General features: G+C 44.6%; 20 protein-coding genes. 16 read left to right on the top strand and 4 right to left on the bottom strand.

What is annotated here, in order from left to right:
- Window position 1 precedes the first annotated feature (1 nt).
- The 7 genes from AC0YN7_RS15965 (at window position 2) to AC0YN7_RS15935 (ending at window position 10823) form a co-directional block, all read left to right on the top strand.
- Entirely contained in the window at window positions 2–2374 is a 2373-nt protein-coding gene (locus AC0YN7_RS15965) for a transcription initiation factor TFIID (protein WP_475811013.1), read from the top strand.
- A gap of 68 nt (window positions 2375–2442) precedes the next feature.
- Window positions 2443–3729 carry a vWA domain-containing protein gene (locus AC0YN7_RS15960; RefSeq protein ID WP_475811012.1) on the top strand — a complete coding sequence of 429 codons (1287 nt, stop codon included), beginning with the start codon at window positions 2443–2445 and terminating at the stop codon, window positions 3727–3729.
- 22 nt (window positions 3730–3751) lie between these two features.
- Window positions 3752–4387: a beta-mannanase gene (locus AC0YN7_RS15955; RefSeq protein ID WP_475811011.1), complete on the top strand. Its 636-nt coding sequence runs from the start codon at window positions 3752–3754 to the stop codon at window positions 4385–4387.
- A 230-nt stretch (window positions 4388–4617) separates the two neighbouring features.
- Window positions 4618–5877 carry a TRAFAC clade GTPase domain-containing protein gene (locus AC0YN7_RS15950; RefSeq protein ID WP_475811010.1) on the top strand — a complete coding sequence of 420 codons (1260 nt, stop codon included), beginning with the start codon at window positions 4618–4620 and terminating at the stop codon, window positions 5875–5877.
- Window positions 5877–8831 carry a GAP1-N2 domain-containing protein gene (locus AC0YN7_RS15945; protein WP_475811009.1) on the top strand — a complete coding sequence of 985 codons (2955 nt, stop codon included), beginning with the start codon at window positions 5877–5879 and terminating at the stop codon, window positions 8829–8831. Before AC0YN7_RS15950 ends, AC0YN7_RS15945 begins: the two co-directional genes overlap by 1 nt.
- A 137-nt stretch (window positions 8832–8968) precedes the next feature.
- Window positions 8969–9388 (top strand): helix-turn-helix domain-containing protein, encoded by a 420-nt coding sequence (locus tag AC0YN7_RS15940; protein WP_475811208.1) that lies wholly within the window; start codon window positions 8969–8971, stop codon window positions 9386–9388.
- Between the two features lie 7 nt (window positions 9389–9395).
- Window positions 9396–10823 (top strand): MDR family MFS transporter, encoded by a 1428-nt coding sequence (locus tag AC0YN7_RS15935; protein ID WP_475811008.1) that lies wholly within the window; start codon window positions 9396–9398, stop codon window positions 10821–10823.
- A 169-nt stretch (window positions 10824–10992) separates the two neighbouring features.
- On the opposite strand, the gene AC0YN7_RS15930 is transcribed toward AC0YN7_RS15935, so the two are convergent.
- On the bottom strand, window positions 10993–11289 hold the full coding sequence (locus AC0YN7_RS15930; RefSeq protein WP_475811007.1) for a hypothetical protein: 297 nt from the start codon (window positions 11287–11289) through the stop codon (window positions 10993–10995).
- A gap of 171 nt (window positions 11290–11460) precedes the next feature.
- Here AC0YN7_RS15930 and AC0YN7_RS15925 point away from each other — a divergent pair, with 171 nt between their 5' ends.
- The 4 genes from AC0YN7_RS15925 to AC0YN7_RS15910 all read left to right on the top strand — a co-directional run bounded on the left by AC0YN7_RS15925 (window position 11461) and on the right by AC0YN7_RS15910 (window position 14299).
- Window positions 11461–12258, top strand: coding sequence for an arylamine N-acetyltransferase family protein (locus AC0YN7_RS15925; RefSeq protein ID WP_475811006.1), 798 nt, complete (start codon window positions 11461–11463; stop codon window positions 12256–12258).
- A gap of 188 nt (window positions 12259–12446) precedes the next feature.
- On the top strand, window positions 12447–13358 hold the full coding sequence (locus AC0YN7_RS15920) for a DinB family protein (RefSeq protein ID WP_475811005.1): 912 nt from the start codon (window positions 12447–12449) through the stop codon (window positions 13356–13358).
- Window positions 13359–13415: 57 nt separating this feature from the next.
- Window positions 13416–13817, top strand: a complete 402-nt coding sequence (locus AC0YN7_RS15915; RefSeq protein ID WP_475811004.1) for a VOC family protein — start codon at window positions 13416–13418, stop codon at window positions 13815–13817.
- 32 nt (window positions 13818–13849) lie between these two features.
- The gene (locus AC0YN7_RS15910) at window positions 13850–14299 is read left to right on the top strand and encodes a pentapeptide repeat-containing protein (RefSeq protein ID WP_475811003.1); all 450 of its coding nucleotides are present in this window, start codon (window positions 13850–13852) and stop codon (window positions 14297–14299) included.
- Between the two features lie 64 nt (window positions 14300–14363).
- On the opposite strand, the gene pyk is transcribed toward AC0YN7_RS15910, so the two are convergent.
- Window positions 14364–15779, bottom strand: a complete 1416-nt coding sequence (pyk, locus tag AC0YN7_RS15905; protein ID WP_475811002.1) for a pyruvate kinase — start codon at window positions 15777–15779, stop codon at window positions 14364–14366.
- A gap of 105 nt (window positions 15780–15884) precedes the next feature.
- On the opposite strand from pyk, the gene AC0YN7_RS15900 reads away from it, so the two are divergent.
- From AC0YN7_RS15900 to AC0YN7_RS15890, 3 genes are all read left to right on the top strand, one after another.
- Window positions 15885–16646 carry a helix-turn-helix domain-containing protein gene (locus AC0YN7_RS15900; protein ID WP_475811001.1) on the top strand — a complete coding sequence of 254 codons (762 nt, stop codon included), beginning with the start codon at window positions 15885–15887 and terminating at the stop codon, window positions 16644–16646.
- 121 nt (window positions 16647–16767) lie between these two features.
- Window positions 16768–17889, top strand: coding sequence for a copper amine oxidase N-terminal domain-containing protein (locus AC0YN7_RS15895; RefSeq protein WP_475811000.1), 1122 nt, complete (start codon window positions 16768–16770; stop codon window positions 17887–17889).
- A gap of 173 nt (window positions 17890–18062) precedes the next feature.
- Entirely contained in the window at window positions 18063–19646 is a 1584-nt protein-coding gene (locus AC0YN7_RS15890; protein ID WP_475810999.1) for an ATP-binding protein, read from the top strand.
- A gap of 4 nt (window positions 19647–19650) precedes the next feature.
- Here AC0YN7_RS15890 and AC0YN7_RS15885 read toward each other — a convergent pair whose 3' ends face one another.
- Both AC0YN7_RS15885 and AC0YN7_RS15880 read right to left on the bottom strand, forming a co-directional pair.
- Entirely contained in the window at window positions 19651–20472 is an 822-nt protein-coding gene (locus tag AC0YN7_RS15885; protein WP_475810998.1) for a hypothetical protein, read from the bottom strand.
- Between the two features lie 148 nt (window positions 20473–20620).
- The gene (locus tag AC0YN7_RS15880; protein WP_475810997.1) at window positions 20621–21445 is read right to left on the bottom strand and encodes a DUF6597 domain-containing transcriptional factor; all 825 of its coding nucleotides are present in this window, start codon (window positions 21443–21445) and stop codon (window positions 20621–20623) included.
- A 135-nt stretch (window positions 21446–21580) separates the two neighbouring features.
- Here AC0YN7_RS15880 and AC0YN7_RS15875 point away from each other — a divergent pair, with 135 nt between their 5' ends.
- Together AC0YN7_RS15875 and AC0YN7_RS15870 are read left to right on the top strand one after the other, a co-directional pair.
- Window positions 21581–22030, top strand: a complete 450-nt coding sequence (locus AC0YN7_RS15875) for an SRPBCC family protein (RefSeq protein WP_475810996.1) — start codon at window positions 21581–21583, stop codon at window positions 22028–22030.
- A gap of 283 nt (window positions 22031–22313) precedes the next feature.
- On the top strand, window positions 22314–23105 hold the full coding sequence (locus AC0YN7_RS15870; RefSeq protein WP_475810995.1) for a Cof-type HAD-IIB family hydrolase: 792 nt from the start codon (window positions 22314–22316) through the stop codon (window positions 23103–23105).
- Window positions 23106–24160: the final 1055 nt, after the last annotated feature.

Here is a 24160-nt window from a genome sequence, read left to right as displayed (position 1 = left end):
TATGAGAAAAGAACTCGATCGATTCGCGGCCGATTATTCGGCCGCCGAACAGAAAATAAGCGGGCGGGATGACGATCAGAGCAGTATCCACTATCCAACCGTATTTCTATTCATTGGCGACGAGGCAGAGCAAGCGATTGAGCCTATCATGCATTCTAATGAATGGAAATGGGACAATAACGCGGGTGTTATGTATGTCCATGTGGCATCGCGCGAATCGAATAGCGGCATTCAATCACCGCAGGTTATGCGGGCTCTGCTTAACGGGCTTATCGCAGCTCAAAGCGATAACAAAACTGTGCGTAAAGACATAGGTGCTGCTTTCCATCAAGAGGGTCAGCATCTTGCGGATTTAAACCGGACGCTGCGCCAGGTCAGTGATAAGATTGCCGATTACGGTCGCTTGTACGCATCCTTCGATCGGCTGCATCTAGCCGTTATTACAAGGGTCGATGATCCGATGAACATAGTTGTTCCAGAAATATCTTTGCTTGCGCAAGCTATATTTTTGCAGCTGTTCAAATCGGTGCAAATGGATTTGTTCGCGCTAATTAACGAACGTGAGCAGTTGGAAACGTTTGGTTATGCGGGCGCCGCCGGAATAAGCTTTTTACGTGAGCTTGAACGGCTGCAGCGGCCGGATTATTGCTATTCTGCGAACCTGCAGGTTACAAGCGATGGATTAGCGATACCCGTTGTTCACAAGTCTTCTCCTTTATTCGATCTCGTATATGTGCTGTCTGACCGTAATGAGAAGGGAATTGCTACTCTTAACGGCATGCAGGATAACTATGAGATCATTTGCCATACGGTCCTGCTGAAGAATAGGAAACGCAAGGACGCCCAGGTTCAGTCGAACGACGGAATCTATAATAATTCGTCCTTCAAGAACAGTCTGATGTCCGAGTCTGGCAGACAAGGGTTTGTTTCTGCGGGTCTGTCTAAAGTAAAACGTCCCAATTATTCGATTGCTTTGACTGTGCTTTATCACTTCTTTATGCAAATTCAGCTGCGGTTGAAGAGCGCGCCAGAGCTAAATGAAAAGGAGAAGCTTGCTTTCTTTGGACTGGATGCTTCAACGATGGAGGCAAGAGTAAACGGCATCGTGCCAGGTGAGGATAAAATTGCGGATATGATGGGTCTCTTAACGAGCGGTATTCGTTACGATGAGCTGAAGCGCATGACGCTGCGTGAGGCGGAGGCCGCGTTGTTCGGTGATGGCTGTGCTTCTTTCTTCCAAAATCAATTCACTCGTATCGCGGAGGAACGTCTTAGTCATATAAAAGTGTCTGAGGAGCTGTACCAAGCCATCTCCCGAAATAAGCAAGGACGTTCGAATATCGGTTTCTATCAGTTGTCGGAATGGACGGACGAGAAAAATGAGGACGGCAGCGTGCAGGAAGGCGTTCGCGCTAGAATGCGTGATTTAGTAAGAGAGATCGATATGGCGCGGGAAGAGCTTGAACGCTGCCAAGCAGCTCGAGCAGAGGATTTAAAGTTTAAGCGTATACCGCTTTTGGATAAGCAAAATATGCGTTCCTTTATTCGCGTCTTTTTCGATACCGTATATCGTATGCACTGGCAGATCCTGCAGCTTGAGATGGAGCTTGCGCTATATCGGCGCTTCGCGGCCGAGCTGGAGCGTCTCCATGGGCCATATCGGCTCCAAGTGCAGCAGATGGATATGCTGGAGGAGGAGCTTAGAGCAGCCGCTCTTCAAAGCATTCGCATGGCCGATGATTATATCGGGCAGAACGTATTCGATTATTATGAGCGGGTAACCGATGGCGTTATGAAGGATATTGAAGAAAAACGAGGAGCCTCGATTTTCTTCGAAGATCGCTATATCGGCAGCGTGACGGAGCAGCTCGCAAGCAGCAGCGATAAGCTTACCGAGCGATTGATCGACGTATGCCGCAAGCATATTCTGACGGCTGAGCCATTCGCCCAGACGTTCGAAGGAGAGCTGCTGCAGCGGGCTAACGTATCCGTAGCTTACAGCAACCAGAAGGCTTTAACACGAGATGAGCTGTTCAATCGGCTTTATCGGACTCTGGAAGATAATGCGACAATAAACATTAGACTATTCGACTATACGCATGAGCATCGTCATGAGGAAAAATATTTATTCGGCGATGGCGAGAGCGAGTTTATTCGCTACGCCCTGGGCGTTGATGAGGGTTCCCGCATCTACAAGCTGGGCTGTGTGCACGAAAAGCGCAGCAGCGGAGTAGAGAAGTTGAATTTGATGGGCGGCTTCCATTTAGAAGACTTGATGTATTACCGCAACGGAAAGGTTTACTACGAAACCTATCTTCAGAACGGGTACGAGTTCCATACTATTGAATCTGATCTTCTGCCTGAGCTTCGGTAAACAGAAAACGGGAAGCTACATCAACAATCGCTGTTCCTCATTAGAAGGTTGGAAAGGATGCTGCCATCGTGCAACGGAAAATAAATGGGTTACTGCTCTTGTTTAGTTTAATAGGGGGCGCAGTGGGCTTCGGTATTGGTGAAATATTACTGAACGCTCTATATCCAGGCTGGCCTCGCTGGGTTGTAATGGGCTTATACTTTGGGGTTCTTGCTTTATGTATTGGGCTGGCTTGCCTAGTTGCTGAAATGATCTCTCCTAAGCTAAGCGGCTCTTCTTGGCGTCAACGCTATACAGGTCTATCATGGAAGCTGCTGGTGCCGGCAACGCTTGTGCTGTTGTTCGCAGTCGGCGGCTTATTACAGCTTATATACGGACTTCACCTTGGCGGGCAAAAGCAGGTGAAGGATATCGTTCTCGTGATCGATAATTCAGAAAGCATGCTGGAGACCGATCCAACTAGCGAACGATATAACGCCGCGAAGCAGCTGATTAATAACATGGATAGAGATAAAAGGGTTGCGGTTGTCGTGTTCAATGATACGGCAGAGCTCGTACAGCCGTTCGTAAGTGTAAGCAATCAAGCCAGCAAAGACTCCGTTAATGCGGTAATTGATGGACTTGATAAAGCAATCGGCGGTACAGACTTTGCTGCTGCGCTTTCTGAATCGTTGAGTACGATTGAGAACAGCGAACTGGCAGAGCGCGGGACTATGGTTATTTTGCTGTCGGACGGATTTAGTGAATCAAGTATTACCGATTTGCTTGCGACTTATAAACAGAAACAAATCGCTATAAATACGGTTGGTCTAAGTGTTGTGAATGAAAACGGCACAGCGCTACTGAAGCAAATCGCAGGAGAGACCGGAGGAAGCTATCACGATGTAACGAAAGCGACAGGACTCGCACTCGTGTTCCAAAGTATTTATGATACAATCGATGATCGAACGCTATTAACGGAGCGAACTGGTCAAGCAGCTGACAGTGTCATCTATAAAATACTGCGAATTCTGTCGATCGCGATTATTGGCATTGCTATTGGCGTATCACTCGGCATCGTGTTTGACAATCGCTACTTGGCGTTAAGCTTTGGCATTGGAGGCTTGGTAGGCGGTCTAATAGCGGGCTTTCTGTTGGAATCGGGCTTAACAGGACAGTCGTTCGGGGACGGAATAAGCCGCTTTGCCGCTGATCTAATACTCGCGTTTATTATCGGGCTGTTCCCGCTTATTGTGCCGATTAGGGAAAATAACAGCACTAGACCGCAGCGCGGCGGAAGAAACAAAGGCTTGAGCGATCATGCTGCATCCGGCCGAATCGGACGTGGGAAAGACAGCCGCAGTCATGGATTTTAAACGATTTTGGAGGCGGACATAGATGCGTTATATAGATGCGGAGCAGGATTCACCAATGATCAGCGAACTAAATCGCTCAATTGAGGGGGATATCTGTACGCTCCGCTGGCATTGGCCGGGAAGCATAGAGGCGGTCTACATTAGCAAGGTGGCCGCTGATCAGGAGCATAGCAGCGATCTGAGCACGAAGGGCTTAAAGCTTTATACGAAGGCTGAATATAAAGCGAATAACGGCTATCACAGCCGTATTGAAGGAATCGGACGTTATATCTTTACCGTATATGCTTGCAAAGAGGGAGTGGATGGGCCTCAGCTCATTCAACAGCCGAATGGGCAGAATGAGATTGAGATTAGTGCTGGTAAAGCAAAGATTCACTATTCGATCCACTCCAAGAGCGGCCTTTTTCAAAAATACAAAACGATTCAAATTCAAGTGACAACCGAGGTGCCAGTTGCCAAGGATGTACTCTGCTACGTTAAGAAGCAGGGGGGCTTCCCCGCAAATAAAGAGGACGGCACCTTATATCCGTTCGTCACTCCCTTTAGCTCAGGAAAAAATGTATTGCCTGCGATCGAGGTTGGCAAGAAGGATTATATTCGGCTGTTTTTCACCGATGGTCGGAGATATGGACAAATGTATGAATTGATTTCGGTATAAATGTAAGTAGAAATTTTAGAATGATATAGAATGTATAAGTTTCACTCTTATCCATTTCTATATAACCATCGCGAAACGAGTTTAGCCGGTAAGGACGGCGACAGCCGTTTACGCTTGAAATATAGGAAAGTATAAGTTTTATCTATACTTGGCTTATATTTTGCGAGAAACGCTTTGTCCTTAGACAAGGACGACGAAGTCGTTTCTTCTTAATAAAGGAGGTTGGTCGCATGGGCATTTTCGATCTATTCAAAAAAAAACCTGAGGCAAAGCCGAGGCCGTTGTTCTACGATATTGTCTGTCCTTACTGTTTCAGTAAATTTACGCCGGATGAGGCTGTATTTCGCGCCACTCATTCCCGTGAAGACGATGAGGATTACGCGCTTGGCGAGGATGAGGAGCTGAACAAATATCGGGAGCGGTTTGGACTCGATTCCGTTCATGATATGGAAGCCGTGCTTCGTCCGCAGGACGTACCGGAGGAACAGCATGTTTACTCAGACCATGTACGTATTGGTCTCAATGATCGCTATGGCGAATTGACTCGCAGACGGCTATGTCCAAGATGTCATAATGAGCTTCCGGTAACGGCAGGCAAGGTGCCAAGCAACATTATCTCCATTATCGGTGCTTCCCAAGTAGGGAAGTCGGTGTATATGACGGCATTAATTCATACGCTGCAAAATACGACAGCTGATCATTTTAACGCGGCCTGCATGCCGCTTAATGCGGAGATCAGTCGAAAGTTCCGCACCTATTACGAGGAGCCGTTATTCGAGCGGGGCGATCTGCTTGCTTCCACTCAAAAGGAGAAAATGCAGGAGCCGTTTATTTTTCAGTTTGTATTTAAAGATGAATCGAAGCCGCCGCTGACGCTCGTTTTCTTCGATGTAGCGGGAGAAGGTATGGTGGAGCAGGACTATCTCGGCTTGCACGGGCAGCATATTAAAAACTCTGCAGGAATTTTGCTGATGGTAGATCCGCTGCAAATTCGTTCGATTCGCGAGAAAATTCGAATTCAGCTCGGGGACAAGCCAGGTGAATGGGTATCGCAATATGACGAGCCGCGTGATGTTGTACTGACGATGTTCGGCGACTTTATCGCTTATCAAGACAATAGTAAGACAGATATACCGACAGCGGTTGTGCTGACCAAGAGTGATATGCTGCATTCGCTTAAGGATGAGGACGGCGAGTATATTAAGTCGAACAGCAATATTTTCAACAATATGGTGCATCGCGATTATTTCAACCTAACTGAATTTGAAAATATTGACGGAGAAGTTCGGCGCTTCATCGAGAAGGTCGATCGCCCATTCAAAGGGACGATGGACGTTTACTTCAAGGACACGGCCTATTATGCGGTATCCGCGCTTGGCAGCAATCCGGTCGATCAGAAGCTGCAAACCGTCGTCAGTCCGATTCGGGTCGATGAACCTTTTATTTGGCTGCTTTACAAGCTGAACTTCATTGAAGGGAGAAGAGAATAGTGCGTGATTCTACTCCGGGCAGAATGATTCAGCAGCAGATGTACGCACGGGAAAGACGCGGTATTTTCCGCTCCACGGAAGGCTATGATACCATTGCCAAGTCGAAAGGCTTAGATAACAATTTTATCAAAAAACAGCTCCACCCCTTTTGCGTATACGATGCACCTTCCGAGCTTGCCGCACGCGGGGAGAAGGAGGATTCGGCATATCCAGAAACGATGCATCTTCTTCATCTGGAAAACGGCGACATCCTGTTAGGACGCAGCGTTTATAAGTCGGCCGATTTCACGGGGCTCCGCAGCGCTTTTTTCACACATAACTATATCCTTCCGGGAAGTGAGCCTCATCGTTCACCTTCAGATTATAAAACATGGCTGAGAGCTTCCTTTGCCGACAGCTACGATATTCACGATGGAATGGATCTCTCTGAACTCGTAAGCCTGCCTGTTCAAACAATCATTCCGGTTGTGGACCATCGTTCCCTATTAGCTGAACTTCATATCGGAGAAAAGCTGTTCAAGCAGCTTCTGTTTGCAGTGATGGCATCAGTCGGCGGGAAAAAGAAAATTTATATAGCTTTGGACGTGCCAATCGCGGAGCTGCCAGGTAAAGCTAAGCAATTGCTAACGGTCCTTTATGCGAGCTTGCCGTATGTATTCCGCAAACAGCTAGGCTTTATTACTTATGCCAAAGAACCGCAAAGCCGCAAATCGATACATCTTACGTTCGTCGAGCAGGGCAGCCTGCGTGTTGGCGATCGAAATGTCGAAAAGGATTTTACATTTGATTTGGTTAATGACAGAATGACTAACGTTGATCTGGAAGGAATGGATCAGCCGTATTTGGATTTTGCTTGGGATAACCTGGAGCGCGGTGAGCGCGCAGAGCAATTTTATCAATTCGCCGAGCAGATGCTCTTAAATATGGATTCGGAGCGCCAGGTTTCTGTTTCCAGCTATCATGAGCTGGCTGTTATGTTTCAAATGGAAGAAAACAATGAAGAGCTCTACGAAACTCACAAAAGTGCTGTTTTGCGTGGAATGCTCGATTATTTGCGGCCGACTGGCTCGCTGAATTTGAAGATGCGTCTGAATGATCTCTTTCTGTCGCGATTCGACTACGAATACGATCGGATGAGGCAAGGAATCGTACCGGAAGCCTTTATAGCGGAAAGCTTCAAGGATTATTACCACATTGATGGCAAGCATAACGAATCGAAAATCATTGCTTTTTTCATGATGTCCATTAACTGCGCGAAAACGCAAAGAAAAACGGATGCGGTTGCTTCCTTCTACGCGGCAATAGAGAGCAATGCTGCACTGAGCCAAGCTTTTTTCAATAAAGTACTTCATGATTCGAAAAATGCTGAAATCTTCTTCATGCCCTTAATTGAAGGGAAGCTGAAGCAGGCTCCAGGCGTGAAGAGTATGCTCCAAGTGATTGAACGATGGGCAGCTGTTCATCCGCAGCTGTATAACTATAGAGCGTTTCTAGAGCTTGCCTCCGAGCAGCTTAAGGATAAGCTGGAACGCGAGCACCGTTCGATGTCTGTCGTTAACCAGACCTTGATTCAGCTTAGTAAGCTTAAAGGGGAGGCGGGACTGGGTAAGAAGCCGGCTGCTGCTGGAGCTTCGAGCTTTTATCAAGAGCTGGAGCTTACAACTTATCGTTCATTGCTGTCTGATTTTAATCTGGATACACTTACGATGGCGCAGCTTGAACAAGCTGTATTTCTTGGTGCAAAGGATCAGTTGAAGCAGTGGAATGAGCATTTGAAGGATCCACGCTGGCAATCGCTGGCGCTCGTGCTTAGTGCGCTATATGATTGGTTAACGCTTCCTGAACCGAATGCTTTGCTATCCTACAGATTGTCACCGGTAGAAATTGATCAGATGCAGGAAGTAGGACGTCGATTATTACAGGGACAGCTGCAGCTGGCTCATTTCGAGCGACTTACATTAGTGTTTCGTAATAGCTCGGATATAGAAATAATTGATTACACAGCACTGCTCGACTTTTTGTCAAAAAACACAGAGAACAAGGATACGGTTTACCGCTTTTTCCAATGGTCAGAGAAGCATCCTGATTTTATGAGATCTAGAGGCTTCGTACCTGCATATGCTTCGGCAATTATTGCTTATTTTAAGAAATATGATCGAGACGCCTTCAAGAAACGAGCCAATTGGAAGCTGTATTTTGATAAAACGGGCCCCGCCCTTAAAGCTATATATAAGCAGGCTGAGCTGGAGCTGTCTTCGCCAACCGCAAGGTTTTTTCGCAAAAATCGGAAGGCGGCTGTAATTACCTCTGTCACTACGTTAGGTGTTATATTGGTTGTTGTTGGTGTGCTTATGTCAATGGGGGATAAGGAAAAGCCGGGTGGAAATGTGTCTATACCGGAGATTACGCCTACGGATAACCCGGCTCAAACGGAGCTGGATACTCTCGTACATGTTCAACAAACGGCGGCATCAGAAGGAGTGGAGGCCAAAACCTCGCTCATTTTCTTATTCAAAGATGCATCGGCATGTGCGGCTTTCATGCCAGAGAGTCTTACGATTAAGAAGCCTGATAATGAATCGCTTGAATATACGGGATTATATTACGCGCCTGCATGCCAGACTGCAACTGTGAAAGCTACGCCCGCGCCTTCAACTGCAACAGAAGGCAGCACACAGGATAGCACTACGGATAAGCCGACAAAACAGTCTGGATCGGAGACTAAGTCTCCAACCGATTCGCCAAACAATTCCCAAACCGACACGGGATTAGATACAAGCGTTGGCAACGGAGCTGACACTGGCGATGACGCTAAGGCTGAGCAGGATCTCTACACGAGCAAAGTTATTGTTGCTTTAGGCAAGCAGGTTGAGCTTCCGGTTAACAGTATCGTTCGGGTTGGCGAAACGGAATATAAGCTTACTGAACCAATTCAAAACACTTCAAACAAGTAACATAAAATAGTTGAGGGAGAGCATCCTAATAGAGATGCTCTCTTTTTTTTTACTTAATGCCAATAAGTTAACGTTGACGTTAACTGTTACTAGGAGTATGCTTACTTTAATGATTATGGAGGTGCGGCGTTTTGAGTATGTGGAAGATTGAGGAAGTTGCAAAGCGAACTGGCTTAACTAAGCGGGCAATTCGGTATTACGAGGATTTTGGACTAATTTCAGCTCCCGAGAGAACATCAGGCGGTATTCGCCTCTATTCGGAAGAGGATGTTGAGCAGATTAAGAAGATACTGCTTGTGAAAGAAGTGCTAGGATTTTCGCTCGCTGAGATTCAAGAGCATCTTGCATTTAAGGCCATGTTCGAGCAGCAGCGAAACGATGTATTATCGTCAGAGGATCGTGAGGAACGGAAGCTTAAGCTGCAACATATGTTAATCAACTTAAAGAAAGAACAAGAATTAATTGATACGAAGATAAAAAAAATGGAACAATTTAAAGAAGAGCTGAATGGTTTTGAAGTACGCATATTAGAAGCTGTAGAACGACTTCAAGGATAGGAGCCTTATGAAACCGATAGAACAAGAGCAAGGAACAACGGCGTTCTGGACGATTATGATTGCTGTTTTTTTCGGCAATTTCATGGCATCGCTAAGTACAACGACAATAAATGTGGCTTTGCCTGTATTTATGGATGATTTTGATGCAAGCCTGAACACGGTGCAATGGATGCTGTCTGGCTTTATGATGGCAACCGGAATTATAGCGCCGATCATCGGTTTTCTGGGCGATAAATGGAGCTACAAACGGTTATATGTATTCGCGTTAGCTGGTTTTACACTGGCATCGGTATTATGTACGTTTGCTTGGAATATAGAATCCTTGATTATATTCCGTATTCTGCAGGGTATTTTCAGCGGTATTATTATGCCCACTACAATGACAATCATTTATCAGACGATCAAAAAAGAGAAGCAGGCAGTGGCGATCAGCTTCTGGAGTATTTCAGCTATGCTGGCACCAGCGCTAGGTCCGACAATTGGCGGTTGGCTGACTGAGATTTATGGATGGAAGTCATTATTTTTTATGAATATTCCTATCGGTCTTATTGCAGTAGTTGTTGCTATGCGATACATTCCGAATTATAGGCTAAGCCGAGGCGTGAAGCTCGATTGGATTGGCTTTGGGGCAGTAGTGATCGGTACTAGCTCTCTGCTCATCGCGTTTAGCGAAGCGCATAGCTGGGGCTGGGCAAGCGGTCAGACGTTAGGGCTTATTGCTGTAGCTATTCTTATTCTTGGATATTTCATTCGCAGGACTTTGAAGGTCAGCAATCCATTATTGAATTTGCAGGTTTTAAAAATTCCAAGGTTTACGTACGGGCTGATTTTGAACTGCGCAATTACAATATCACTGTACGCGGGAACCTTATTAGTGCCTATTTTTATGCAAAATATTAAAGGCGCATCGAGCCTGACTACGGGGATGATCATGATGCCGGGCACGCTTGCGATGGCGCTAATCTCTCTCATCGTAGGCCGTTTGTATAATAAGGTTGGTCCTTCACGATTGATTTTCGTCGGTCTTGTTCTTATGGGAGTCGCTACTTGGGCGCTCAGTTATGTGAATGTGACAACCGGCGTTCTCTTCGTTACGGTTTGGCTTGCTATTCGCTATGTGGGTATAGGCTTTAGTAATATGCCGGTGACTAATGCCGCTATGTCAGCCGTACCACCCGAAAATTCCGGGCATGCGTCTGCGGTGATGAACTGGATCAGACAAGGCAGCGCAGCCTTGTCGATTAGCTTGTTCAGTTCTATACTATCCGCACAAACGATAGCGCATTTGGCAGAAGAGAAAGTATCAAAAACCGTTGCGCTTTCACTCAGCATACAGGATGTGTTTCACCTTGGAACGATCATTATTGTTGTATCCATACCGCTCACGCTGCTGCTTCGGAAGCGTAAAGAATCGGTTGTACAACTGGGCAAGTAATCAGCTTATGTTTATGATATAGTCACACAGCAGCTCAGATGAGCACATATAATCGCACAAAAACAGCTAAAGCTGTCACTTGAACAGAATCATCTGTTTAAATGACAGCTTTTTGGTTGCATGCGTTTATAAATAGTAGTTCTCGTACATGTAATATGTTGAGGGAAGCCTATAGAAAGGTAGTCGGCTTCATGAAGCTTTTCGCTAAGTTGTCGGCTTGATGATCCTTATTGTTCGGCTTATAGTTTTCTAAAACATCTATGGTGTAGTCCTCACCCGGCTTATTCGATCTAAAAATAAATTGCTCTCTGTTCTCTATGTGAACATCATGGCCGCACTGCTTTAGGCAATCTTCAAAGTCCTGAAGTGTTGGCTCCTCATTTTCCTCTAAATAAATGAGGGCAGTTAGCATTTTTGTTTCATCACGGCGGATAATCTTGAAATAGACGGTATGTTCTTTTTTCACGAGCGATTCCTCCTAAACTAAATAATGAAGTGCTGTTGTTATGATTATATTATGTTTCAATTGAAATGAAGAAGCAAACTTTTGTCTGAATAAAGGCGAATCATTAACAACATGATTGAGCTTATTACAGTATGATGATAAAGTCTGATTAATAGGAAAGGATGGAATAATATGAGTGATAGCCGCAAGCATTTGAAGGTTGAAGTGCAAGCCTATCTGGACCGCATTGGGTATGAGGGTCCAGTTGATGTGAATGCAGCAACCCTTGCCAAGCTGCAGGAGTGCCATTTGCATACGGTACCGTATGAGAATATTGACATTTTGAACAGAAAGCCTTTGTCACTCGAGATTAACGACCTTATTGATAAAATCGTTGTTCGCAGACGGGGCGGCTTTTGCTTTGAGCTAAATGCGCTATTTGGCTGGCTGCTGCGAGAGCTCGGTTACCCTGTGACGGATCTCTTTGCAAGGTTCTGGCGTGATGAAACCAATGTTCCCCCAAAACAGCGTCATCATGTGCTGAAAGTTGAGGCTGAAGGTACTTTCTATTTATGCGATGTGGGCGTTGGCGGCATCGTGCCCCGCAGTCCGATTGCGATCATTGAAGGCGCTCCTACAAAGCAGGGTGATGAAACCTATCGATTAGATCGTGACGAGAACTTCGGCTGGGTGCTGTGCGAGCTGGCTCACGGTCAATGGAGATGGATTTATTCCTTTACCGAGGAGAAGAAGCTGTCGAGGGATTATATAATGGCCTCCTTTTGGTGCGAAAACGCGCCGAGTTCACCTTTCACCAAAAGCCCAATTGTCGCGATTCGAACGAAAGAGGGACGCAACACGATTGCCGGTGAGCAGTTTCGAATTTTTAAACCAGACGGTGTACATACGATCACTCCGCAAACAAACGAAGAGTATGAAGCAGCTTTACGCACTCATTTTGGCATAATTATTAATGAAGTTATATATTAGTCTAGTTAACTAGCCAAACAAAATCTTCGTATGTAGAAATTAGAAAAAGCATACCTGCTATAGAAAAAGAAATAATTTACAGAACAGACGTTCTGGGTTATTATCTTTTTATGGGTTAATTTCCTAATAAATGCAGTGTAGTCTATGGTAAGTGATGCCCGGGAATTCGTAGCGACACGAGGAGAGGGATGAGAGAAATGGCTTTGACGGAGAAACGAATGTTTGATCACAAGGGTGGGTTTGAGCTGGCGGATTTGCGGGATGAGAAGCTGCATATGGTTTGCTTGAAGGGTGCTGAGCTTTATGGTGTTGATGCCAGGGACACTTCACTGGTGCATGTGAATTTTGTTCATTCGAAGTGGAACCATATTTTTTTCTCGAACGTTCATGTCAATGAAGTACAAATGGGCGGTACCCTGTTCGAAAATATTCGAAGACCAGATGCAGAAGCTAGCCGATTAGAAGCAGAAGCTGGAACCGACGGCTGGATTAACATAGAACCCATTAGATTCCGGACAAGTGATTTGAGCAAAGCGATTTTCGAGGCATGCAACTTAAACGGTGTGGAGCTGATCGATTGCCAAGTAGAGGGGATGAAGATTAACGGCATTCCGGTTTCGGAATTGCTCCGTCACTATGGAGAGAAACGGGAGTACCCGCAGGTTATCCAGCAATTTAGACAGCTTCGAGACGAAACGCTTGCATTGACGGCGACGATTCCTCCCGAATGGATTGACGAGATACCGGAAGGCTTCAATAACAACCTACGTTGGAATCTCGGACATATTCTTGTTGGTTGGGATCATGCGATTTTTCCTAAGCTGGGTGACTTATGGCATGTTCCGAAGCATTACCATTATTTATTCCCCAATGGCTCAAGTCCGAAGACTTGGCAGTCGCCGCCTCCGGCACTCGAGGAAATTGTTATGTACTTGAGTCAACAAAAGGATGACATTTCCGAAGCAACGGCAATGAAGCTGAACGAACCTCTTGCGGAGCCATTTCTGCAAATTGCAACGATTGAGGAAATGTACGGCTTCATGCTGCGCGAGGAGACGTATCATTTGAATGTGATGAAACGGATTATAGCAGCTATGTAGCATGTTTACGAAAACTATGACTGTGATATTCCATTCTAAATAAGGGGATCAATTTCCATGATAAAAAAAATTGATTGCGCATATGTGCCGGTAACGAATGTGGAAAAGTCGGCGGAGTGGTATGAACAGGTGTTAGGAATGAAGCTCCGTTCTCCGATTAACCCGGGGAAAGGCGCGATTATGATCATGGATGAAGGGGGATGGCTGTTTCTGCTTCCAAGCCCGAATATGACGCCGCTTACCTTCAATACGACAGGCTGGGCTGAAAATGGGGAGTCGTTCGAAATGTTCCCCATATGCTTCGAGACCGATAAAATTCAATCCTTGTACGCCTCCCTGAAGAATTCCGGCACATGGCTGGAGACAGATATAAGGGATGAGGGCGGCTGCGGGCTGCAATTAAACTTCATGGATCCTGATGGTAATAAATATCAAGTATTTCAGCAGCCATCCAAGTAAGTGGTTTAATAATATTTAGGAGGAAAATGACCATGAAAGAATGGACTACTGGCGCAGTGGATTTGCATAGAACCGATATTTCAGGTTCGAAATTTCAAGAAGTAAATGCTGAGCGGCTTAACTTTGATGATGTGAATTTAGCCGGAACGAGAATCAACAACGCTAACTTGCAAGAGCTGTCGTTGAATGATGTAAACCTGACAAGTGCAAAAATAACGAACGCAAATTTAAGTGATATCATGATTGAGAATGCACAATTCACTGGTGCTCAATTTCGGAATATAGGCTGGCCCATTGATTGTGAAGATGCCAATTATCATCCTGAACAAAATTATAGGCCGGTAGTATTCGAGAATTGCAAATTGAGAAACGGCATAATTTCCAAGAGCGATTTATCTAATATGGTCATCACTGATTGCGATATAACGGGGTTAACCATTAATGGGATCGCAATTGATGAGCTGATAAATAATTTAAAGTAATGGATAACAATAAAGGAGCTCTCGATTGATATCGATCAGCTCCTTTTGACATGATTATAATTGATTATACCAACTGCACCTTGATGAGATTAGTCGCGCCGGACTGGCCGATCGGAACGCCAGCGGAGAGGACAACGATATCTCCCGTCTCAATAAGTCCAGTCTGCTTTGCATTGCGAGTAGCCGATTCGAACATTTCATCCGTTGTTGTGACGACGTCTCCTTTAACCGGAATGACACCGGAGAGCAAACAAATTTTAGGCAAAACATGGTCATGCTGTGTTATAGCGATAATGGGTGCAGTGGGACGGTACTTGGAAATCATACGCGCAGTAAAGCCGCTTTCTGTATATGTGAGAATCGCTTTGGCATTCAGTTCGAGAGAGGAGCTGACTACGCCTTGGCTAATAACCTCGGTTATATTCGTGCTATGCTGGGTTCTTCTTTTATCAAATTGTTGCTTATAGTCAATCATTGTTTCTGCTTTTACCGCAATTGCTGCCATCGTTTGCACGGACTGGATCGGATATTTACCGGCAGCTGTCTCGCCTGAGAGCATAACTACGTCAGCGCCTTGAATAACCGCATTGGCAACGTCGCTAACCTCCGCCCTTGTCGGACGCGGGTTAACCTGCATGGATTCAAGCATATGGGTAGCCACGATAACTGGTTTTCCAACTAGATTACATTTATTGATCATTTCCCTCTGCATCATCGGAACATCCTCAATCGGAACCTCAACGCCCAAATCTCCGCGCGCGACCATGATACCATCCGAAGCATCAATGATCGCATCAATGTTGGTCATGCCTTCTTCGTTTTCGATTTTGGAAATGATCTGTACATGGCTGGCATTATTGTCCTCGAGAATTTGGCGTATTTGCAAAATATCGTCCGCTTTTCTTACAAAAGAGGCTGCTATGATCTCGATATTGTGCTTTAGCCCGAATGCAATATGCGCGATATCTCGTTCTGTCACACCAGGAAGCGTCGTTTTGATACCGGGAAGGTTGACCCCTTTTCTTGGCTTCAACGTTCCGCCGCTAATGATTTTGCAGCGAATGTCATTGCCGTCCACGGAAAGAACCGTAAGATCAACAAGTCCATCATCAATTAGGATGCGATCATTGGGCTTAACGACAAGCGGGAGCTCCGCATAATTAACAGGTAGACGCCCGGCATCGCCAAGCACATCGTCCGTTGTTAGAAGGAGCTCTTCACCAACTACCAGCTCGCAGGAAGCTGCCTTCAGCTTGCCGATTCGTACCTCGGGTCCTTTTATATCCATCAAAATAGGGACAAACGTATTCAGCTCACGAGCTGCCTGCCGTATGTTTTCCATTCGCATTATGTGATCTTCTAATTCGCCGTGAGCCATATTCAATCTACCAACAGTCATACCTGCCTGGATCATTTCTTTAATGGTCGAAACGGAATCGCAAGCGGGACCCATTGTACAAATAATTTTTGTTTTCAGCATGTTGTAGGCCTCCTCATTTTTTCCATTGTAGCGTGTATTCTCGAATGTAACTATGAACTATAGTATAATGAGTGTACTATAGTACAATTTAAGGGAGTCGAAAGCATGCTTGTCATTTCAGATGTGCACCAAGATAATGGGGCTGACTGGTATGAGGAGGGGATCGATCATAATCTAGCTTTTCACCTCACGCTAATGACTTATGGGAAATGTGTTTATTGGATAAATCATGAGAAGGTTATTTTGGAAAAAGGTGATTTGCTGCTCATCCCGGGGCATATTCCTTACTATGGGAAGAGTATACCTACTGTTGTACATACGAAGTTTGTCGTTAATTTCAGGAAGACCAGCATAGATGCAAGATTGCCCATCCTTCAGCTGCAGGAGCCGCTCAAGCGGAAGCTGGGCTGCTACGAAATCATTCATGAACGAATGAGAGGGATGCTGGGTCAATGGAAGGATCGTCCGCCTTATTATGAAATAATGGCAGAGGCACTGCTGACAGAGGTTCTAATTTTTTTGAATCAGGAGACAGACCGGGGTGTTATTACTTCAGAAAAGCATCGACGCATCGATAGCATGAAGCAATATATTCAGACGCATTATCGGGAGAGAGTGACGAAGGAGGAGCTTGGTGATGTGATCCATACAACACCGAACTATGCGGCTACTCTGTTCAAAGCAGTCACTAATCAAACAATTAGCGAATACGTACATCATCTAAGAATGAAAACAGCCATTTATATGCTGACGGAATCGGAGCTGACAATAAGCGAGATTTCAGATTTTCTAGGCTATAGCGATGTCTCCTACTTTCATCGTATATTCAAGCGCATTTTGGGAAGTCCGCCTTCTGAATTTCTATAAGGCATTAATACTTTAGATGATAAATTGTAAAAGCTGTTAACGAAGCCTAATATCGCAACCTATTACGGCATTAACACGTTATTAGGTATATTCATCATTTTAACGAAAGAGGATGGTACCTATGGCTTTTAAACATTTAGTGGGCAAAAGAGCAGCTTTATCTTCAATAATAGCAGCCGCGCTTCTTGCGACAATCGTTCCAACGAGCACTTCGTATGGAGAATCAGCCAGTGCGGCACCTTGGGTACAATTTCAAATAGGAAGCAGTAAAATAAGTGATTATCGCGGTGAACATAATTTGGATGTGGCACCGTATCTTCAAAATGGCAGTGCAATGGTGCCAGTGAGAGCGTTAGCTGAAGGCCTGCAAGCGGATATCGAGTGGAATGCTGCTGCGAGAGAAATTGATCTGGCGCAAAGTGGTCTTACCGTTCATTTGACCGTTGACAGCAACGCGGTAGTTGGAACGTTTATTAAAAACGTTAAGCTTCCCGAGAAAGTAAAAATTATTAAAGGCAATGCTTTCGTTCCGGCCAAAATGGTAGCACAGCTGCTCGGGGCTAATACTGCTTGGAATGAAAAAGAGAAGAAGGTTCTTATTGGGGAAAGCAGTGATGCGATTTCCTTTAGCTATACGTTTGATCAAAGCGAGGATGGCTGGAAGGGTGCTTTCGCCGACTTACCGGTTAAGTACAATCCAGACATTTACGAGCTGCAATTTGCTCGTGAACTCCTCCCTATAGCCGATAATAAAACCAACTTTGGTTTAAAGCTTAAAGGGATGAATCGCAGTGATGATCTGTTCATGTTCGTTTCGAAGAAGGTTGATGGATTAACGCCAAACACCACTTACCAAGCAGAGCTTTCCTTTAAACTCTACACGGATCAAGCAGGCGGGATGATGGGTGTGGGCGGTGCGCCGGGCGAGGCTGTCAGCATTAAAGCGGGAATTGTGAGCAAGCAGCCTGAGGCCATTGAGCTGAATGATGGCGGAGAACCTTATTTTCGTTTAAACCTAGATAAAGGCAATCAGCGCAACGAAGGTCAGGATATGAAAATCGTGGGTACCATGGTTCAGCCAAACGATGAGCTCAAGGGCTATCAACCAGTTGCTATGAGCTACTCTACAACTATAAAATCAAATGATAAAGGGGAGCTTTTTCTTATAATTGGGAGTGATTCAGGCTATGAGGGATTAACTACCTTTTATCTAGACGATATAAAACTGGAACTGCTTCCTTAAATACAAGAGTTAATAAAAAGCGATTGCTAAACGGTGTTTAACCGATTAGCAATCGCTTTATTTTTTCTTGAGTTCGAAGAAATGAGAAGGAAAGTGGCTGCTATAGGTAGAATTAAGATTAGCAAGCAAAAAATGGGTATTAATACTAGGGAAAGGCAAATAGGTGTACTCACATGATGGAAGAGATATTAATTAAAAATTCTAAGCAGCAAGACCTGCTTAGAGGTCTTGATCCAAATGAGCTTCCTATTTATACAGAACGTTTTTCCGCAAAAGGTTTGGAAGCACAGCAAGCCAAATATAAAGAGGTTATTGATGTTATACATTTCTTCATGGACAAGTTTCTTTCCACGATTTCTGGAGATCCGTTCCTTATCGCAATAACAGATAGAGAGGGATATATATTAGGGTTTCAAGGTGATCCCTCCATTATAAACACTATACGACAGCTGGGAATTATAGAAGGCGTACAATTTAATGAAGAGCTTGGTGTTAATTCGATTGCCTTATGCCTTCGTTATAAGAAGCCAATTCTACTGCTAGGAGATGACCACTATCATAAGGTTCTGCACAGTATCGCTTGCTGTTCCGTCCCTCTGCTGAACAAGACTAACGAAGAAGTAATTGGGTCGCTTACATTATTGATGGATATTCGCTTTGCGCATCCTCATATGCGCGCACTCTTATGTACGATTGTTGACTCAATCGAGCGAGAACTTCTGCTGCGGAAGCAAAATACCCAGCTTCAGATTTTGAACCAAGTGCTGGTCGAAACCAATTATTATGGTGTCATTATTACGGATGAGCTTGGAACCATCATTGAGATGAATGAAAATAGCACTAAGATCTTATGTGATGGTCATACCAACAAAGCAGGCTGTCTAGGCTTTAGTGTATTTGAAATGGTTCCGATTGGTGAATACTTTGAACGCGTTATTGTACACAACGAACAATGCATCGGTGTAGAGCTCTCCATTCCATTCCGCGATTTAACTCGTTACTATATGCTAGACGTTGTGCCGATCTATTGTTGTCAGCAAACGCTCATTCGTGTGGCAGGCAGTCTGCGTGACATCACTGAGATGAAAATGGCAGAAGAAATGATGCGTAATGCAGAAAAGCTCGTAGTAGCAGGACAGCTAGCGGTTAGCATCGCCCATGAAATTCGAAATCCGCTTACAACAGTCAAAGGCATGTTTCAATTGTCCAGCAAACAGAATACGTCCCTGCATTACGACTTAATTATGTCTGAACTGGAAAGAATGAATGCCATTGTAAGTGAGTTTTTGATTTTAGGAAAACCACAGCCCGAAAAATTCAGAGCTGAACTGTGCTTGCCTATTTTAAATGAGGTACTGAGTATAATTGATATGCAGGCGAGTATGAATGGCATTATTATCAATCACCCAAAAACATCTGATGGTCTTACGATTCGATGTGATCGCAATCAAATCAAGCAGGTGTTCCTTAATGTGTTGAAAAACGCAATGGATGCAATGCCTTTTGGAGGCGTTATAGATATTCATTTAGATGTACAAGATGGCTGTCAGCTAATTCGGTTCGTCGATAATGGCGAGGGCATGACTGATGAAGTATTACAGCGGATATGTGAACCGTTTCATACTACCAGACCGGATGGCAATGGCTTAGGCATGATGATCGTCAGAGAAATTATGAATTCACACAATGGAAACTTGGTCATTGCAAGTCACCTAGGCTTAGGAACAACAGTCGATATTTTTCTGCCTGGTGTGTAAAATATCATTTCCCTGCTATATGAGCATTTGTTTTCACAATGACGGCCGCTATTTGCTGCTCGTAAGCATACATTTTTTGTTTATGTGCAATAATTTGACGCTGGAGTGAGATTAGTCTGACGAAGGAGCTGAGAGTGGCTGTTGAATCTCCTTTTCTAGTAACCTGATTAATGACAGCTGCTTCGGTTGAGAAATATTTTTTTGTGCTGCTAACCGAGCTTTTCTCCGCTTTAATCTTTACTTTGAGGGGATCAATGCCCGCAAGTATATCCTTTGCATTCTTCATCGTTTTAGCGGTATCTGCTTTAGCTGACTTAAGAATAGCTTCTTTGTTGCGAATATCTAGCTTAGCAATCTGAACGGCAGCTTTCACCGTTTCAACCTGTGGGGATAAAATGCTGACTAAGCCCTTGTTCTTAATGGACTTTGCTATTTTTAGCTGTTGATTCAAAGTATCGTGAGTGTTGAATAACGTCTCATACTTTTTCTTTGTTTGCTCAACCTCAGCCGCGAGCTTTAGCAGCTTATCGGCGTCAATCTCCTTGATGTGTTTACGCGCTAACAGAATGGCTTCTTCATTTCGGTAATGGAGATCATTAATAGTCGTATCCCAATTAATATCTTGCTTCTGAAGATTTTGCAGCTCAGCATATTGCTGGGTCAGCTTGGCTGCCGTTGTATTGGTAGCGGCGGCTGTCATTTTGTCGAAAGCAGTTTTGGCGGTAATCGTAAAATCAAATGACGCGGCAATTACGGCAATAGGACTGCTGACAACCAATACTACGATAAACAGTGATACAAGCAGCTTCTGGACAGAATACATCATTAGCTAGGCCTCCTCAAATTAACGGCAAATAACACAAAAAAAGCACCTGCAAGATAGGCGTTGTACGCCTTCTCTTACGGGTGCTTCCATCGTAAGCCGCTCGTATATAACTAATTTCTACCAATATACAGGATGATGCCTGAATGAGTCAAGTATCCGACTGTAAATTATTTATTGCGGCCTTGGCGTATTCATCCGGCGTTTTGCCGATTATGGCTTTAAAGTCTTTAATAAAATGGGATTGATCGTAATAACCAAGCTCGGTGGACAATGTCAGCCAATCCTCATGCTTCCCCGTATCCATAGCCGCAGCTGCATTTTGGAGCCGATAGAGCTTGATAACCCATTTAGGACTCACTCCAACGTACTGGCTGAACAAACGTTGAAGCTTTCTTGTGTTCATAGTAAATTGTTCGCCTATATGCTCTACTCTCGTTAGGTCGCGATTTATATGAATGTGATCAATAATCTCATTGATCAGAACAACTTGATCATCCGTACTTGGGAGCTTCTCCATGAACAGGGCCTCAGCCAACGCGATCATATTGGCCGGGTTTTCTTCAGCGAGAAGCTTCTGTGAGAACGCTGCAGGGTCGGTCTCAAAAACAGAATCGATGGCGATGGACTGATCGGTAAGCGCGGAGAGAGGAGATTTTATAAAGGGATAGAAGCCGCCTGGCTTAAACTTGACGCCAAACACGGTCCCTTTACCTTGAATTTGCTTCGTATACTTGCTGCTCGAGACCCCATAAATGCCGCTTCTATGTGCTTCAATAACCATATTGACACAAGGGTTGGGGAGAACATCCTGCAAATAGGGAGCTTGTCCCTCTAAATTCCAGTTTATAATCCAGAAATGCTTGATGAAGGGAATGAGAGCCGTAGATGGAGCAAAGCGGGAGAGCTGAAACTTTTTCTCGCCTTCGTTTAATTGCAAAATACCCATACTCGGCTTTTGGGCAGCTGATTGCATAAATAATCACTCCAGTCGCTCGAATTGTCGTGTTTTTACAATACCAACCATTTAACTTGAGATACACTGATCATAGCAAGAGATGAGAGACTCAGCAATGAAAATGATCGTTTAATAATAGGAGGAATGAATGGTATGGAGTTGAAATACGAGTTTTATATAGGCGGAACACCCGAGCAGGTATGGCATGCATTGGTTTCACCTGAGGGAACAAGGCAAATATTTTTTGGATGCGTGATTGATTCTACCTTTGAAGTGGGAAGCTCTTACGCGTATGTAGGTCCCGGCTCTGAGGGGGATGAAACTGTTCATGTTTACGGTACTATTTTAGCTTATGAGCCTCAGCAATTGTTCAGTGTCCTTGAACATCCGGGTCCTTCCTATAATGATAACCATAAGGAGCTGGAGTCGAAGATCACCTTCACGCTAGAAACGGTGGGGGCGACTACGAAGCTGACCTTAATCAATAATCAATTTACCGAAAATCATCCCTCCATTGAGAGAACGAATAACAGCTGGTGGATCATTCTAAGCAATGTTAAAACCTATGTTGAATCGGGCAAGACACTCGATTTTGGGTGGTAAAATAGCGAGTAAATTGAAAAAAAAGCACATATCCTATTTGCCGCAATTTAAAAGCTAATTGAAAGGTTTTAATCCAAGTTGATGATGAGCAGCAGCCTTATGAATAGGGCTGTCATTCATCTATTAGCTTGGATTTTTTTCGATTCCACACTTATTTATGAGCAATAGGTTGATCTGATCAACGAAGCGGCAACGAAAGATTCCCTTTGGGTGGCTAATTCTTTATACTGTATAAAAAGGACAGGCGGCATACGTCTGCGATAACGGATTGGAGAGAAAGCGCATGGGTTACAAAATAGTATTTTTTGATATCGACGGCACGTTAATTAATGAGAATAAGGAAATACCGGCGGATACGATTAAAGCTATTGCAGAGCTGAAGGAGCAAGGTGTCGAGCCAGTTATTGCAACAGGCAGAGCGCCTTACTTCATTAAACCATTAGCGGAGCAGCTTGGGATTGAATCTTTCGTATGCATGAATGGTGCATACGTTGTTTACAAGGGAACACCGCTTTATAAACGAGAAATTGCTAAGAGCAGCCTAGAGGCTCTTGTGAAAGTAGCAGCAGAGCATGATCATGGTCTTGTATTTGAAGGGGAGCACAGCTTCTTTGCCGATAGAGAGGATCATCCCTTCATCATTGATTCTGTCAATTCATTGAAGGTTGACTTGCCTGGTTACAACCCTGAATTTTGGAAGACGGACAGCATTTATCAAGTATTCCTGCACTGTGAAAGCAACGATGAGCATTTGTATGATAATTTATTATCCGAGCTGAAGCTAATTCGTTGGCATGCGCAAGCAATCGATGTGCTCCCGGCAGGCGGATCAAAGGCACAAGGGATTGAGGCGTTGCTTAAGGAGCTGGGACTTACACCAGAGGATGCAGTTGCTTTTGGTGATGGTCTGAACGACAAAGAAATGCTGGATGTCGTTGGCTTTGGTGTTGCGATGGGCAATTCTCACACGGATCTGCTGCCATTTGCCGACTATGTTACCACGCATGTGGATGAGCAAGGCATTCGTAATGGCTTAGTTAGAGCGGGCCTGCTTAGCATTAAAGTTAAGCAGTAAGCTCCTCTGTATAAAATCCGTAAGAGATTAAGAGTGGAGATGGGAAGAGCGATGACAAAACCGACTTTTGACGTCGACCATCTCGTCGACCAACTGGTATCTCACGATCGCCTAACTAAGTTAGAGGAAGCGGAAGCGGAAGAACACAGAATCTACTCTATTAGATGCTTTTTCTGAGCCCGACTAGTTTCAATATTTGTAATTAATGGAGTATGCAAAAAGGTCAGCTGCGATTTAGTTTCAGGGGATGAACTTAATTGCTGGGTCAGCTCGATTTGCTCCCTCCTTTAGGTGAATTAGCTGCATATTCTGAAACTAAATCGTCAATATTTCCATAATACCTCTCATTAGTTTCACATTTTGGAGCTAATTTAACGTTGCCTCAAAACTACCAGAAATGAATATATACCTTTTCAGCGATATCTTGTCGGTCAAGATAAGAATAGTCGAGACTATTCTTTTGTCCTTGGAACTCGGCATTCATTTCCGGTTTTGAATTCCTTATATTGGTTAATAAACAGTAATATTTGTACCTAAATACAAAGCTGACAGCACATATTGTGATGTCGGCTTTTTTTCATTATGCGCGTGCCCAGAAGCACGCATCTTCTAGCCGGTGAAAGTCCGGTCATGGGAGGGGCCAAGCCCCCATGTAGCTAGGATGCCTGCGTACGGTGAAAGCTTTGCGTAGAAGCGTATCGACAAAAGTCCTGTCTGAGACAGGGCGAGCAACATGCCAGGCCGTAACATCAAGTGAATCTTGCCGCGTCGTTAAAATGGCCTCGCAAGAGGGACAAGGGGAAGCCGAACCTCGGCTTAATGGGTGAAGGCCACGGAAACTGCTAAGAACTTGGAGCGGTAGTGAAGAATCCTCCGGCGTAAGGGGATCGGCATGGTATGAAAGAGGATGCAGTGAACTGGGGAGACCCTCCCCTGCACGGAAATTTTTTTTAACCCGTAACGAAGTGATCTATAAGTCCAAAAGATGAAATGATCTACTTGCAGGAAGGGAGTCCGAGGGGCTCATAGTACTGAGGAACTGCAGGACAACACAA

The organism is Paenibacillus sp. J31R122 (assembly GCF_056269185.1).
The sequence above is the reverse complement of the archived record's forward strand: the minus strand, read 5'-3'. Positions and strand labels throughout refer to the sequence as shown.

Bases quoted from the DNA above. Each gene is read 5' to 3' on its own strand.
- AC0YN7_RS15965 (WP_475811013.1), top strand. From the start codon at position 2: ATGAGAAAAGAACTCGATCGATTCGCGGCCGATTATTCGGCCGCCGAA.
- AC0YN7_RS15955 (WP_475811011.1), top strand. From the start codon at position 3,752: ATGCGTTATATAGATGCGGAGCAGGATTCACCAATGATCAGCGAACTA.
- AC0YN7_RS15950 (WP_475811010.1), top strand. From the start codon at position 4,618: ATGGGCATTTTCGATCTATTCAAAAAAAAACCTGAGGCAAAGCCGAGG.
- AC0YN7_RS15940 (WP_475811208.1), top strand. From the start codon at position 8,969: ATGTGGAAGATTGAGGAAGTTGCAAAGCGAACTGGCTTAACTAAGCGG.
- AC0YN7_RS15935 (WP_475811008.1), top strand. From the start codon at position 9,396: ATGAAACCGATAGAACAAGAGCAAGGAACAACGGCGTTCTGGACGATT.
- AC0YN7_RS15925 (WP_475811006.1), top strand. From the start codon at position 11,461: ATGAGTGATAGCCGCAAGCATTTGAAGGTTGAAGTGCAAGCCTATCTG.
- AC0YN7_RS15920 (WP_475811005.1), top strand. From the start codon at position 12,447: ATGAGAGAAATGGCTTTGACGGAGAAACGAATGTTTGATCACAAGGGT.
- AC0YN7_RS15915 (WP_475811004.1), top strand. From the start codon at position 13,416: ATGATAAAAAAAATTGATTGCGCATATGTGCCGGTAACGAATGTGGAA.
- AC0YN7_RS15910 (WP_475811003.1), top strand. From the start codon at position 13,850: ATGAAAGAATGGACTACTGGCGCAGTGGATTTGCATAGAACCGATATT.
- pyk (WP_475811002.1), bottom strand. From the start codon at position 15,779: ATGCTGAAAACAAAAATTATTTGTACAATGGGTCCCGCTTGCGATTCC.
- AC0YN7_RS15900 (WP_475811001.1), top strand. From the start codon at position 15,885: ATGCTTGTCATTTCAGATGTGCACCAAGATAATGGGGCTGACTGGTAT.
- AC0YN7_RS15895 (WP_475811000.1), top strand. From the start codon at position 16,768: ATGGCTTTTAAACATTTAGTGGGCAAAAGAGCAGCTTTATCTTCAATA.
- AC0YN7_RS15890 (WP_475810999.1), top strand. From the start codon at position 18,063: ATGATGGAAGAGATATTAATTAAAAATTCTAAGCAGCAAGACCTGCTT.
- AC0YN7_RS15885 (WP_475810998.1), bottom strand. From the start codon at position 20,472: ATGATGTATTCTGTCCAGAAGCTGCTTGTATCACTGTTTATCGTAGTA.
- AC0YN7_RS15880 (WP_475810997.1), bottom strand. From the start codon at position 21,445: ATGCAATCAGCTGCCCAAAAGCCGAGTATGGGTATTTTGCAATTAAAC.
- AC0YN7_RS15875 (WP_475810996.1), top strand. From the start codon at position 21,581: ATGGAGTTGAAATACGAGTTTTATATAGGCGGAACACCCGAGCAGGTA.
- AC0YN7_RS15870 (WP_475810995.1), top strand. From the start codon at position 22,314: ATGGGTTACAAAATAGTATTTTTTGATATCGACGGCACGTTAATTAAT.